The sequence below is a fragment of the Albidovulum salinarum genome (assembly GCF_025673475.1).
GTDB classification, from domain to species: Bacteria; Pseudomonadota; Alphaproteobacteria; order Rhodobacterales; family Rhodobacteraceae; genus Albidovulum; species Albidovulum salinarum.
On the sequence record NZ_JAOVQO010000005.1, the window covers coordinates 194,773 to 208,344 of the forward strand.

Genomic DNA, 13,572 nt, shown 5'->3' on the forward strand with positions numbered 1-13,572 from the left:
CTCGTCTGGGAATGCTTGGGCTCACAGGGCGCGCGATACGATCGTCTGGCAAAGCGTCGCCACGCTGAGATGGCTGGCGCGGGGGAATCCGTCGACGGCATCGTCGACGATGCCATGGGTGGAGTTGATAAGGCCGGCCGCCACCATCGCGTCGAGCAAGCGCGCTTCGGCGTCGGGCGTGTGGACGAGTCTGGGATTGCCGCCACGGGCGGCCATCGCGGCCGCGATCGCGGTGCAACCCCAGTTCGAGCAGGCCGCCGTCACGAGGACGTCGCAGCCGGTCGTCGCGCCGATGCCGCCGCCGCAGCCGCACTGGCAGTTGTCGCCGTAGGGCACATGCGCCCGGACGTGTTCCGCGACCTTGCCCATGCCGATCTCGTTGCCGCCATCGCCGACCGCCACGACGGGGATGCCCCTCGCCATGGCTTTGTCGAAGAGGAAATCGATCCGCGCCCGGCCCATCCCGTAGTCGATGCCGCGCATCGAGTGGTAGACGCCCCTGTCGTTGCGCCCGACGCGCTCGGTCGAAAAGAGAAGGTCTGGCGCGAGCGCGTCGAGCATCGCGGGTGCGGCGGCTCTTCCGTCCTCGTCGGACGTGGGGTAGGGCATCATCACGACGGTGGCGAGGCTCCGGTCCTTTTGCGCGATCCGCGCCTGATCGAGGCCGACGGGGAAGAGACTCGCCGCGACCATGACCGCGCGGATCGCCGGGATGAGAGTTTCCTCGCAGAGGACGATGCAGGCCGCGTTGCGTTCGAGGACCAGCGCGCGGGCGATCGCCGCCGCGCCAGACGGGCCGTCGTTCTCGCCCAGTTCCGGAGTGATCCAGGCGCGGGAAACGGAGCCGGTGGTGATCACCACGGTCCCGCTCATCGGCACTGCCATGAGTGCGTCGGCAGCCGCCCCGACGAGCGAGCCGCCCTGAAGGTCACGGGCGGCGGCGAACAGCGGCTCCACCCCGCGCTCGCCGATGTCGATGTTGACGAGCCGGTCCAGCCGGTCGTCGAGCCGTGCGATCAGCTGCCGGTCGCTCATTTCCCCTCTCCGAACAGGAGCGCCGAGAACCAGGCCTCGTCCTCGAGATGCGCCGCCACCGCGTCCATCGCCCCGGCCAGGCACCCTGCGACCGCCGCTGCCCCGCCCGCACGCGCCACGGCACCGGTCGTGGGCTTCAGCCGGATCGAGACACGTCCGCCGGGTTGGCCATGGGTGTTGACGGTCACGATCCCTCTGTCGCGCAGCATCAGCATCCCTACAGCGGCGGCGACTTCGGCCGGCACGCGCGCCGACCTCTCGGCACCCGCAAGCTCCAGCACCCGCGCGAACAGATCCTGCTCGTCGATCTTCGGGCCGAGGGCCGAGCGGAGGATGATGCCGCCCCCGAGGGCCGCTTCCAACGCCTCCGATAGGTCGAGACCGTCGCGCGCCTCTTCGAGCAGCATTTCAGGCGTGAAGCCTTGAAGGCTGCGCATCGCGCCGACAGCGATCGGCGCGCGCGCCTCCATACCAAGTTCGCTCGCTCTCGCGATGACCGGCACCAGAGTATCCGCGACGCCGCAGAGCACGCCGGCGCGCGGGCCGGTCAGCCCGGCCTTGTCGGAGTTGGTGACGACGAGATCCGCCCCGAACGACAGCGACGGCGCGCCGCCGTGGATCACCGGGCGAAAGCGCGCGCCGTAGGCTTCGTCGAGGAACACCTTGCAGCCCGCCGCCCGCGCGGTCTTGACCGCAACCGCGGTCAGCTCGTCCGGCAGCACGGCGAGTTCAGATGTGACCGTGGTGACAATCAGCAGCTTGGGCAGGTGAGCCGCGAGCATGCGCTTCAGCTCCGGCAGATCATGCATCTCGACGACCGGCACGCCGGCCAGTCTTGCCCCGCGCGACACCGAGGCGTGTGAGCGGTCGCCTCCGGGCACAAGGGACAAGACTGGCCGACCGCCGGACAGCGCGAGGATCGCGGCAACGATCCCGGCGCTGGTGCGGTTGACGACGGAGACCGCCTCGGAGCCGTCGCCGCCCATGTGGGAAATCGCCGCCTGTCTGAGGTCTTCGCCGTAAAGGCCGGGGCCGATCCATTCTTCGCAGAGTTCCGTCAGATCGGCCGCCGTTGCCGGGAAGAAGCGCAGGTTGCCGGTGCAGATCGCCACCTTCTCCATCCCCTCTCGCGCGGCGAATTCCGCCGCGATCTGGCCGGCGCGGCGGAGGCGGCGGACCTCGTCGGTCGAAGAGGCCAGAAGCCGCCCCCGCGCGTAGCCGACGCCGGGATCGACTTCGTTGCCGAAGCGGTCCGAGGTCATCCGGCCTGCTCCACGTTGATGGTGACGCATTTGCGGTAGGTATAGGCCTCGAGCGCGCCCTCGATCGAGTATTCGCTGCCGGTGCCCGACTGCTTTGTGCCGCCGTAAGACATGCCCGGGATCTGCCCGCCGCCCTGATTGACCTGGATCCAGCCCGCGTCGATGGCGCGGGTGAGCCGTGTGATCCGGCTGATGTCGTGGGTGAAGATGAAGGCGGCGAGCCCGTAGTGAGTGTCGTTGGCCATGGCGATCGCCTCGGCCTCGGTCTCGAACGGGATCGCGACCATGACCGGGCCGAACACCTCCTCCCGGACGATGCGCCAGCTGTTGTCGACGCCGGTGATGATGGTCGGGCCGGGCAGGAAGCCCGCCGGGTTCTCGGCCGGGGTTTCCCCGATCAGGAAGTCCGCGCCTTCCGCTTCGGCCTCGGCCACGAAGTTGCGGATCTCGTCGTAGCGTTCGGCGTTGATGACCGCGCCCATGTCGACGTCGGGGTCGAGCGCGTCGCCGACCTTGAGGGCTGCCGCCTTCTCCGCCACCTTGGGCATCAGCACGTCCCAGATGTCCTTGTGTACGAAGAGCCGCGAGCCGGCGGTGCAGCTCTGCCCCTGCCGCGCGAAGCGCATCGCATTGGCGACCTGTTGCGCGGTGGCGTCGAGCCTTCCGTTCTCGATCGCGTCGGGGAACACGATGGTCGGCGACTTGCCCCCGAGTTCCAGCGTGAGCTTGGCGATGCGGTCGGCGGTCGCGCGTCCGATGAGCCGGCCCACCTCGGACGAACCGGTAAAGGAGATCTTGTCCACGCCGGGATGCGCGGCAAGTGCCGCGCCTGCCTCTTCGCCAAGCCCCGTCACGACGTTGAAGACGCCGGGCGGGAACAGGCCGTCGGCAAGCTCGGCGAGCTTCAGGATCGCGAGTGGCGCGTCCTCGGCGGGCTTCAGCACCAGGCAGTTGCCGGTGGCGAGCGCCATGGAGATCTTGACCGCGCCAAGTTGCAAGGGCGAGTTCCAGGGGATGATCGACCCGACCACGCCATGCGGTTCGCGCGTCGAATAGCTGAAAAGACCGGGGCCGAGCGGCAGCGTCTCGCCCTTCTGTTCGACCGCGACACCACCGTAATATTTCAGCACGCCCGCCGCCCCCATCGCCTCGCCGCGGGACTGGGTCTTGATCGCATTGCCGGATTCGGCGGCGAGGACGCGGGCGACCTCCTCGGCGCTCTCCTCGAGCCGGCGACCGAGTTCCGCAAGGCGCTTGCCCCGCTCGGAGGCCGCGAGCGCGCGCCAAGCCGGAAGTGCGGCGCGGGCGGCGGCGACGGCGAGATCGATCTCGGCCTTCGCGCCGCGCCCGACCTCGCAGATGGGCGTCCGGCGCGAGGGATTCTCGACCGTCAGCTTCCGCCCGTCCGCGGGCCAATGCCATTTGCCGTCGATATAGCATCCGGCAAGCCCCGCCTGCGGCAGTTTCGGCTCCAGCAACTCGGCCATGTCGTACTCCCTTCAGATCTTGTTCTTCACCACCGCCCAGGCGTCGTCCAGCGCCCCCTTGAAGCGCTCGGTCGCGAGGTCGATTTCCTCCTCGTTGATGATCAGGGGCGGCATGAAGCTTATCCGGTCGCCGATCGCGCGAAGATAGAGCCCCCGATCATGCGCGAAGTCCTGCACCAATGCACCGACCTTCCAGGCCGGGTCGAAGGGGATCCGCGCCTTGGCGTCCCTCATCAGCTCGAAGCCGCAGAACAGCCCCACGCCGCGCACCTCGGCCACCAGCGGGTGGTCCTGCATGGCGTCGCACCGTTCGAGGAAACGCTTCGACACCTTGCGCACGTGCCCGATCAGGTCGATCTCGTCGTAGATGTCGAGCGCCTGGAGCGACACCGCCGCGCCGACCGGGTGGCCGGCATAGGTATAGCCGTGCCCGAAGACGCCGACCTCGTCGGAGTTGCGCATCATCTCGGCATAAAGCTCGTCCTTGAACATCAGGGCCGAGATCGGGAAGAACGCCGCCGAAAGCGCCTTGGCGCAGCTCACCATGTCGGGCTTGAGGCCCCAGGTCTCGGCCCCCCACATGTTGCCCGTCCGGCCGAAACCGCAGACGACCTCGTCGACGAGGAAGGTGATGCCGTATTTGCGGATGACTGCCTGCATCTCCTCCCAGTAGCCCTTTGGCGGCATCAGCGCGCCACCGCCGGAGATCGCGGGTTCGGCGAAGAAGGCCGCGACCGTCTCCGGCCCCTCGCGCAGGACCAGCTCCTCGAAGCTCCGCGCCATCCGGGCCGAGAACTCTTCCTCGCTCTCGCCGTCGATGTGGAAGCGGTAGTAGTTCGGCAACTCGGTGTGCTTGAACTCCGGCAGCGGCAGGCCGAACTTCGCATGCATGTGCGGCTGGCCCGACAGCGACACGGTCGCGATCGTATTGCCGTGATAGCCGCGGATGCGGCCGATGATCTTGCGCCGCTGCGGCTCGCCCCTCGCGGTGTTGGCGTACCAGATCAGCTTGATCGCGGTGTCGTTCGCCTCCGAGCCGGAGCACTGGAACATCACCCGGTTCATGCCGCCCGGCGCCATGCCGATCAATCGTTCGCCAAGTTCGGCCACGCGGGGATGCGAGCGGTTGTAGAAGGTCGGCGCGAAGGGCAGCGTGTTCATCTGCCGCATCGCCGCCTCGGCAAGCCGCTCGTTGTGATAGCCGAGGCTCACGCAGCCGAGGCCGGAGAACCCGTCGATGATCTCGCGCCCCTCGCTGTCGTAGATGAACACGCCCTTGCCGTGCGTGATCATGGTCGGGCCCTTCTCGGCATGCTGGCGCAGGTTGGTCTGCGGATGCACGTGATGGGCGATGTCCTGCTCGATGCTGCGCTTCGCGTCGACGTTCATGGCGGTCTCCGGACAAGGAATACCGTAGGAGATCACATTCTATTTGACTGAGCGGCAATCTCGAAGTTTTCTCGCTTTCGTGAAACTGATTCATCCAAAGTCGCCATGAAACCCTATCTCGACTTGCGTCACCTGCAACTGATCCAGGCGGTCATCGAAACCGGGCGCATCACCGATGCGGCCGAGAAGCTCGGGGTCACGCCCTCGGCGCTTTCGCACCGGCTGCGCGAGGCGGAGCGGCGGCTTGACGTGCAGCTCTTCACCCGGATGCACAAGCGCCTGCGCAAGACGCCGGCGGCGGAGTACATGTCGGTCGTCGCCGACCGTATCCTCTCCGATCTGACGCGGGCCGAGGAGGACGTGCGGCGCATGAACGCGGGCATCCACCATGTCGTGCGGCTGTCGGTCGAGGCCTATTCGAACTATCGCTGGCTTCCCGCATTCCTGAAGTACCTCAAGTCGCACACGACCGGCATCGATCTTCAGATCATGGCCGGCGGCAACCTCAACCCGCTCACCGGGCTGATGAACCGCAACATCGACATCGCCGTGGTCTCGGGCGTTCCGGCACAGGCGGGCGTCACCGCGGTGCCTTTGTTCGAGGATCCGCTTCTTTTCATCATGGCGCCGGGACACCGGCTGGCCGGGCGGGATTACATCGAGGGGAAGGACATCGTCGACGAACCCTTCATCACCTATACCAAGGTTCCAGAGCCCGACCGAGAGTTCGCCCGCCTGTTCCGCCCGACCGAGACCTATCCGAAATGGACGGCAACGGTAGAGCTTCCGGAGGCGATCGTGGAGCTTGTGGCGTCCAATCTCGGGACCAGCGTGCTGGCGGGCTGGGCACTTCAGACCGCGCTCAAGGAGGGGCGGATCGTCGGCGTTCAGGTCACCCAAGAGGGCATCACCATCCCCTGGTCCGCCGCGTTGCGCAGCGAAGACGCGGGTCCGGACGACCCGATCCGGATCGTCGCCGACCATCTGGCCGAATGGTGCGCGCGACCGGGATGCGGTCTTCACGTCACCTGACGGTCACCTCTTCATGCGGACATTGCCCGGATCGTAGAGCGGCCGCAGGCTCGCCGTCGCCTCTACCGGGCGGCCGGCGACCATGATCGTGTAAACCGCCCCGGCGGCGGCCTGGGCGCCGCCTTCAGGCAGCGTGACATAGCCCATCCCGACCGCAGCGCCGACCGTCCAGCCATAGCTCGCCGAGGTCAGGCGCCCGACGATCTGCCCGTCGCGGAGCACGGGCTCCTTGCCGAAGAGGAGCATTTCGGGATCGGCGAGGCGGAAGGACAGGAGCCGGGACTTCGCGCCCTCGGCTCGGCGGGCGAGGATCGCCGCCTTGCCCGTGAAGTCTGTCTCGAAGTCGCAGGCGAAGGTCAGGCCCGCCTCGACAGGCGTGTCGTGGGGGCCGATGTCGTGGCCCCAGTGGCGAAAGCCCTTTTCGATCCGGCAGCTGTCGACCGCCATGCCGCCGCAGAGCTGCGGTGGGAGTTCCTCTGCCATCACGGTCTCATAGACATGCTGGGCGAAGTCCGACGGGATGTGCAGTTCCCAGCCAAGCTCGCCGACATAGGTGATGCGCTGGGCGCGGACCGGGGCGTTGCCGACGAAGATCTCCCGGAAGGTGCCGAACGGGAATGCCGCGTCTGAGAGATCGGCATCGGTAAGCCGCGACAGGAAGTCCCGCGCCCGCGGCCCCATCACGGCCAGCGTCGCTTCGGACGCGGTGACATTGACGACGCTCGTCCCGCCATCCCCGAGCCGCGTCGTCAGCCAGCGCTCGACCTGCGGCTCCGCGCCGGCCGAGGCCATGATCAGGAAGCGGCGGTCGCCGAGTCGGGCCACCGTCACGTCGGCCTCGATGCCGCCCGCCTCGTTGAACATGTGGGTGTAGACGAGCGTCCCCGGCGTGACCTCCATGTTCGCCCCGCAGAGCCGCTGCATCTCGGCCTCTGCCGCCGGACCGTCGACGAGGAAGCGTCCGAAGGTGAGGTCGATCATCCCGATATCGCCGCGCAGGGCTTCGTGCTCGGCCTTCCAGGCGTCGAACCAGGGCTGGCGATCGAAACCGTCGGTGATCTCGGCCCCATAGATCAGCGGCCGCTCCCAGCCATTGGCGGGTGCGAACTCCGCGCCTGCGGCCTTCAACTGGGCGTAATAGGGCGTACGGCGCAGACCCCGCGCCGCCTCGCGCCGGTGATAGGGCCAGTGCATCGCGTAGGCGAGCGACAGCGTCTCGGCGGCCTTGGCCGCGACCAGCCCGGGCGCGTTCAGGCGCGGATGGATCCGCCGCGCGTCGACATCCGTCAGGTCCATCGTCATCCGGCCCGCCATGATCCATTCCGCAAGCGCCTTGCCCGCGCCGGGACCATTCTGGATGCCGGTGGAGTTGAAGCCCGCCGCGACCCACAGCCCCGGCAGCTCGGTCATGGGCCCGAGATAGTATTTCCCGTCCGGCGTGAAGCTCTCCGGCCCGTTGAAGAACTTGCGGATGCCGGTGCTCGCGAGCGCGGGGATGCGCTCGGCGGCGGCTTCGAGGATCGGGAACAGATGCTCCTCGTTGCAGGGCAGTTCGTCAAACTCGAAATGCTCCGGCAGGCCGCCTGCCGGCTGCCAGGGCGTGGCATTGGGCTCCGAACAGCCGATCAGGAGCTTGCCCGCGTCCGCCTTGTAATAGGTGTATTCGTCCATGACCCTGAGCACCGGCAGATCGCCGGTCACGCCGTCGATCGGGTCGGTCACGACGTAATAGTGGTTGGTGTAGTGCAGCGGGATCGGGGTGCCGTGGCTGAGGCCAAACTCCCGCGCCCACATGCCCGTCGCGTTGACCACATGGGCGGCGCGCACGAAGCCCGCCGAGGTCTCAATCCCGGCGACGCGGCCCTTCCCGGTCACGATCCGCTCGACCCTATTGTCCTCGAAGATCTGCGCCCCGTGCAGTCGCGCGCCCTTGGCGAGCGCCATGGTCGTATCGATCGGGTTCGTGCAGCCGTCGCCGGGAAACCAGAACGCACCCCTGGCGCCATGCGTGGACAGGAGCGGCCAGCGGTCTTTCGCCTCGGTGGCGGAGATCTCCTCGGCGCGGATGCCGCAGCCATGGGCGTAATCGACCTTGCGGCGCAGTTCCTCGATCCGCGCCTCGGTCAGCGCGAGCGTGATCGACCCGTTCCGCCTGAACCCGGTTGGTTGGCCGGTCTCCTCCTCGAGCCGCTCCATCAGGTCGAGCCCGTAGCGCGCGAGCGCGGACATGACCGGCACGCCCTGCGTCTCGCTGACGAGGCCCGCGGCATGCCACGTCGTGCCCGAGGTGAGTTTCTTGCGCTCGAAGAGCGCCACTGACCAGCCGGCCCTGGCGAGGTGATAGGCGGTCGCGCAGCCGACGATGCCGCCGCCGATGACGGCGACCTGCACCTCAGAGGGGAGCTCTCTCTCCATCTCTCTACCCTTTCAGCCGGGCGTTTTCGGGGTCGTAGAACGGCAACGCGCGCACGGTTGCCTGCACCGGCTCGCCGAGCACCTCGATCTCCAAACGGTCGCCCGGATCGGCGGGTATCGTCAGATAGCCGAGCGCGATGCGCTTGCCGATGCGGAAGCCGGTGCCGGCGGAGCTGACATAGCCGACCACCCGGCCCTCCTTCAGGATCGGGTCCGAGGAGAGCGTGTCGGGGCCTTGGCCGTCGAGTTCGAACGCCGTGAAGTGATAGTCGCGCGGCCGGTCGGCACCGGCGAGGAACGCGTCGCGGCCGACGAAATCGCTCTTCCGGCGGCTGACGAACCGGTCGAGCCCGGCGTCGAACGGCGTGTACTCGATACCGAAATCCGCGCCCCAGCCGTGATAGCCCTTCTCGATCCGCATCGCATTCAGGGCGTAGGAGCCGAACTCCACCATCCCCTTGTCCGCGCCTTCCCGCATGATCGCCTCGTAGACGGTTACGAGATCGGCCGAGCGCATGTGCAGCTCCCACCCCAGCTCGCCGACATAGGAGACGCGGAGCGCGATCATCGGGGCGCCGGCCAGCGTGATCTCGCGGACCGACATCCAGGGCGCAGCCTCCTTCGACAAGTCGGCGTCGGTCAGGGGCTGTAGAGTGTCGCGCGACTTCGGCCCCATCACCATCAGGGCCGCGTCGAAGTCCGATCCGCGCCGGAGCCTCACGCCGCTTTCCGGCAGGAACCGCGCCATCCAGTCGTGGTCGCGCTGATCGGCGAGCGTAGGGCCGCAGAGCAGGTACCTGTATTCTCCGAGCCGGGCGATCGTGGCCTCGGACCAGACCTTGCCCTTGGGCGTCAGCATGTAGCTGAGCTTGACGCGCCCGACCTCCGGCATCGCGCCGCAGAAGACCCGGTCGAGGAAGGCGGTCGCGCCCGGCCCCTCCACCTCGTAGCGGGTGAAGCCGCCGTGATCCATCATGCCGACATGGTCGCGCACGCCCTCACATTCGGCCTTCACGGCGTCGTGCCAGGCCTCGTGACGGAAGCTGAGGCTGCCATTGTCCTTCACCGTCTCGGTCTCGAACCAGAAAGCCCGTTCCCATCCGGCGATCTGACCGAAGACCGCGCCCTTCGCTTTCAGTCGGTCATAGAGCGGCGTGCGGTTCACCGGCCGCGCCGATTTCCAGATCCGGTGCGGATAGGGGATCGCATACTGGTGCTCGTAAAGCTCGCAGGCGCGGGCGACGGTGTAGTCGAAGGTCGCCCAGTCCCCGAACCGGCGTGGATCCCAGGCGGACATGTCCCATTCGGGCTCGCCTTCCGTGATCCATTCGGTGAGCGTCTTTCCCGCCGCCGCCGAATGGGTGATGCCGACCGGGAAGCAGCAGGCATGGTAGAAGTTCGGCAGGCCGAAGGCCGGGCCGCAGAGCGGCGCGCCGTCCGGCGAATAGGGGATCGGCCCGTTCACGAAACGGCTGACGCCCGCCTCGCCGAGGATCGGTATGTGTTCCAGCGCCGCCTCCAGCACCTCGGCGATGTCGTCGACGCTGTCGGGATAGAGCTGGTTGGCGAAGTCGTCGGGCATCCCGTCGAGCCAGGCGGGTCGCCCGGCATGGCCGTAGGAACCCAAAAGAAGCCCGTTCCGCTCGCGGCGCAGGTAGAACATGATGTCGGGATCGCGGACGAGCGGAAAGTTGGCCGGGTTCGCTTCCAGTTCGGGCAATGCCTCGGTCACGAGGTACTGGTGCTCGAGCGTCACCACCGGCAGGCGCTGGCCGACCATTTCGCCGACCTGCCGCCCGTAGTAGCCCGAGGCGTTGACGACGACATCGCAGAGGACCTCGCCCTTGTCCGTGCTGACCTGCCATTCGCCGGAGGGCCTGCGGCTAATCCCGGTGACCTTGGTGAAGCGCACGATCTCGGAACCGAGATCGCGCGCGCCCTTGGCCAGCGCCTGGGTCAGCTGGCTCGGATCGACATCGCCCTCATAGGGGTCGAGGATGCCGCCGATGACGCTGCTGCCTGCCCGGTACCAGGGATGCATCGCCTCCATCTCGGCCGGCGAGATCATCGCCATGTCGTAGCCGAGCCCCCTCGAGATGCCGACGAGGTGGTGGAAGAAGTCCATCCGGTCCCGCGTATGAGCCGGCCAGAACGCCCCGGTATGGCGGTAGGTGATCGGATAATCGACGACCCCGGCCAGATCCTTGTAGAGCCGCCATGCGTAGTTGCCCGCGCGCATCCCGCCCCAGCTTGTCCCATAGGTCGGGATATTCCCCGCAGCGTGCCAGGTGGAGCCCGAGGTGAGCTCGTTCTTCTCGATCAGCAGCGTGTCGGTCACGCCTGCCCTGGCGAGGTGATAGAGCGTCGAGACGCCGACGGCTCCACCGCCGATGACAACGACTTTGGCTTGGGATCTCATCGGTTCAGACTTCCAGCTTGATGGGCAGGCGCGCGCGGATCGCGGCTTCTATATCGGCGGGCAGGTGATCGGGCGCGGGGCTCGCCTCGATCTCGGCGACACGGGTGCGGGCGCGGTCCCAGACAGTCTTCGCGCCGCTCGTCAGCCAGTTCGAGATGCTTTGCCGGTCGCCGAGCCGGGGATAGAGGTACTCGGTCGTCATCAGCTTCAGCGTCTGGCCGGTGCCGAGGTAATGCCCCGGCCCGGTCACGACCTCCTCGATCAGGTCGAGGTCGATGGCGCCCTCGAACGCCTCGACCCCGCGCACCGAGCGCAGGATCGCGCCGCACATGTCGTTGTCGATCACCAGCGCCTCCTTGCTGGCCGCCATGATCGAGCCAAGCATGCCGACGCTGAGGTTGATCATGTCGGCCCCGGCCTGGGCCGACAGTGCAACGGTATATCCCTTCTCGTATCCGGCCTGCGCGTCGGCGACCTTGGCGTCGGTGATGCCGGCCGAGACCGTCGAAGGCAGACCGAGGTGAAGAAGTAGCTGGGCAGCCGCCGCGCTGGCGACCGCCGCCTCGCCGGAACCGCCGGTCATCGCGCCGGTGCGCAGGTCCGAGATGAAGGGCATGAAGGCGAGGATGCAGGGAAAGCCCGGCTGCATCATGTTGACGAGGACGAGGCCCGCGAGCGATTCCGCGAGGCCTTGCGCGAGCGCGCCCGCGAGCGACGCGGGGCTCGTGGCGCCGGCCTGCCCGGCAGAGCAGATCTGCAGCGGCATCCCGAGCCGCACGCATTCCCGCATCACGCCGCAGGCCTCGGTGGCGAGCGTGAGCGGCGGCACGACATGGCAGACGGACGCGAAGCAGAAGGGCTGCGCGGCGAAAGGGGTCGGCCCGAGTGCCGCGTCCAGCATCTCGACCACGGGGGCGACATGCGCGGGTTCGAAAAAGCTGGTGCCGATCGGTTTCGAGGTCGCCTTCATTGCCGCGAAGGCGGTGTTGAGGTCGAGCGTCAGCGGGTCGGCCATGTCGCGCGCAACCACCGGGCGCAGCGCGTAGTGGATGCTGTCGCAGGCGTCGACGATGCGCATGAGACCGTAGAGATCGGCCAGCGTGCTGTCGCGGAAATTGCCGGTGTCGGCATCGAGTACCTGCACGGCGGCGCCGCCGGTCCCGATATGAACGTGGCCTCCGCCCACTTCGATCCCGCGCTGGGGATCGAAGCCCGGCAGTTCGACGCGCTTGCGTGACTTCGCGATCATGTCTTCGACCAGCGCGCGCGGGAAGGTGAGCCGGCCGTCGGGGCGCTCCACCGCGCCGCCGGCAATGGCCAGCTTCCGCATCTCGGGCGCGTCGGCGGCGACGCCGATGCGGGCGAGGATGTCGAAGGCCGCCTCGATGATCGAGCGCAGGCTGCCGTCGTCAAGCGGCCGGAATCGCCCTCCGGGAGGCGGGCGAGTCGCTCCACCCTGGGACTGCGCCTCTCCACGGCTCTGTCTGGCTCTCCGCATCGGCACGCCTCCTGGCTACTCTTTCCGCGGCAGTCTATGCGCAGGATGGATTAGTTCAATTTCATTATATACGTCTTTTGATGAACTGATTTCAGTCATTATCGACCGCATCCGGTTTCGCGTGCGCCCAGCACCCTGTCCAGCCATCGCGGATCCATCTCGGGAACCAAGGACAGCAGGAGCTGCGTATACTCATGGCGTGGCGGGTGCAGAACGGCCGGTTTCGGCCCGGCATCGACCACCCGACCGCGCTGCACGACCACGACGTCGTCGGCGATCGCCTCGACGGTCGCGAGATCGTGCGTGATGAACATATGGGCGACCCCGAAATCCCGCCGCGACGTCGTCAGGAGGCGCAGGATGCCGTCGGGGGCGGTCACATTATCAATGCCAAGGTGCTGTGCCAACTTTTCCGCTTCGCCATCACCTACGATCTGGCGGACACGAACCCGGCGAAGGGCGTGGAGCTATTGACGTCCAGTTCCGAGGGCTACCACTCGTGGACGCTGGCCGAGATCGAGAAATTCGAGACCACGCACCCGGTGGGCACGACCGCGCGCCTGGCGCTCGCTCTGGCGCTCTACACGGGGCAGCGCCGGTCCGACCTGGTTCTATTCGGCCGCCAGCACTTTCAAGGCGAATGGCTGGTCTTCACGCAGCAGAAGGGCAAGGCCCGCAATCCGATCCGGCCGGAAATCCCGATCATCCCGGAGCTGCGACACATCATCGACGCCAGCGGCACGGGCGACTTCACGTTCCTGGTGAACGGCTACGGGAGGGCATTCACGAATGCCGGATTCGGCAATCGCTTCCGCAAGTGGTGCGACGAGGCGGGCTTGTCGGAGTGTTCCGTTTACGGGCTGCGAAAGGCCGCCGCCGCGCGTCTGGCCGAGTTGGGATGCACGGAATTCGAGATCATGGCGATCACCGGCCACCAGACTTCCAAGGAGGTAACGAGGTACACCAAGGGCGCCAGTCAGAAAGTTTGCGCCCAAGCAGCCCTTCGCAAGATGACAGGCGGACAGAATTAGAACT

Annotated in this window: 9 protein-coding genes; 2 read left to right on the forward strand and 7 right to left on the reverse strand. The window is 67.4% G+C overall.

Annotated elements, in window-relative coordinates; all coding sequences use genetic code 11:
• Positions 1–21: 21 nt before the first annotated feature.
• Genes OEZ60_RS07170 through OEZ60_RS07185 form a run of 4 tightly spaced genes read right to left on the reverse strand, consistent with a single transcriptional unit; the run spans position 22 to position 5,173 of the window.
• On the reverse strand, positions 22–1,035 hold the full coding sequence (locus tag OEZ60_RS07170; RefSeq protein ID WP_263334588.1) for a DUF4392 domain-containing protein: 1,014 nt from the start codon (positions 1,033–1,035) through the stop codon (positions 22–24).
• Complete coding sequence (locus OEZ60_RS07175) at positions 1,032–2,297, reverse strand: aminotransferase class I/II-fold pyridoxal phosphate-dependent enzyme (RefSeq protein ID WP_263334590.1); 1,266 nt, start codon at positions 2,295–2,297, stop codon at positions 1,032–1,034. The genes OEZ60_RS07170 and OEZ60_RS07175 overlap by 4 nt, the downstream gene beginning before the upstream one ends.
• Positions 2,294–3,784 (reverse strand): aldehyde dehydrogenase family protein, encoded by a 1,491-nt coding sequence (locus OEZ60_RS07180; RefSeq protein WP_263334591.1) that lies wholly within the window; start codon positions 3,782–3,784, stop codon positions 2,294–2,296. The genes OEZ60_RS07175 and OEZ60_RS07180 overlap by 4 nt, the downstream gene beginning before the upstream one ends.
• A gap of 12 nt (positions 3,785–3,796) precedes the next feature.
• Positions 3,797–5,173 carry an aminotransferase gene (locus OEZ60_RS07185; RefSeq protein ID WP_263334593.1) on the reverse strand — a complete coding sequence of 459 codons (1,377 nt, stop codon included), beginning with the start codon at positions 5,171–5,173 and terminating at the stop codon, positions 3,797–3,799.
• A 105-nt stretch (positions 5,174–5,278) separates the two neighbouring features.
• Between OEZ60_RS07185 and OEZ60_RS07190 the strand changes: the two genes are divergently transcribed.
• Positions 5,279–6,205, forward strand: a complete 927-nt coding sequence (locus OEZ60_RS07190) for a LysR family transcriptional regulator (protein ID WP_263334594.1) — start codon at positions 5,279–5,281, stop codon at positions 6,203–6,205.
• 3 nt (positions 6,206–6,208) lie between these two features.
• Here the strand turns inward: OEZ60_RS07190 and OEZ60_RS07195 are convergent, their stop codons facing one another.
• The 3 genes from OEZ60_RS07195 to OEZ60_RS07205 are packed head-to-tail and all read right to left on the reverse strand — an operon-like array spanning position 6,209 to position 12,537.
• Positions 6,209–8,620, reverse strand: a complete 2,412-nt coding sequence (locus OEZ60_RS07195) for a GcvT family protein (protein WP_263334595.1) — start codon at positions 8,618–8,620, stop codon at positions 6,209–6,211.
• A 4-nt stretch (positions 8,621–8,624) separates the two neighbouring features.
• Positions 8,625–11,039, reverse strand: coding sequence for a GcvT family protein (locus OEZ60_RS07200; RefSeq protein WP_263334596.1), 2,415 nt, complete (start codon positions 11,037–11,039; stop codon positions 8,625–8,627).
• A 4-nt stretch (positions 11,040–11,043) separates the two neighbouring features.
• Complete coding sequence (locus OEZ60_RS07205; protein WP_263334597.1) at positions 11,044–12,537, reverse strand: trimethylamine methyltransferase family protein; 1,494 nt, start codon at positions 12,535–12,537, stop codon at positions 11,044–11,046.
• 194 nt (positions 12,538–12,731) lie between these two features.
• Here OEZ60_RS07205 and OEZ60_RS07210 point away from each other — a divergent pair, with 194 nt between their 5' ends.
• Entirely contained in the window at positions 12,732–13,568 is an 837-nt protein-coding gene (locus OEZ60_RS07210; protein WP_263334598.1) for a tyrosine-type recombinase/integrase, read from the forward strand.
• Positions 13,569–13,572: the final 4 nt, after the last annotated feature.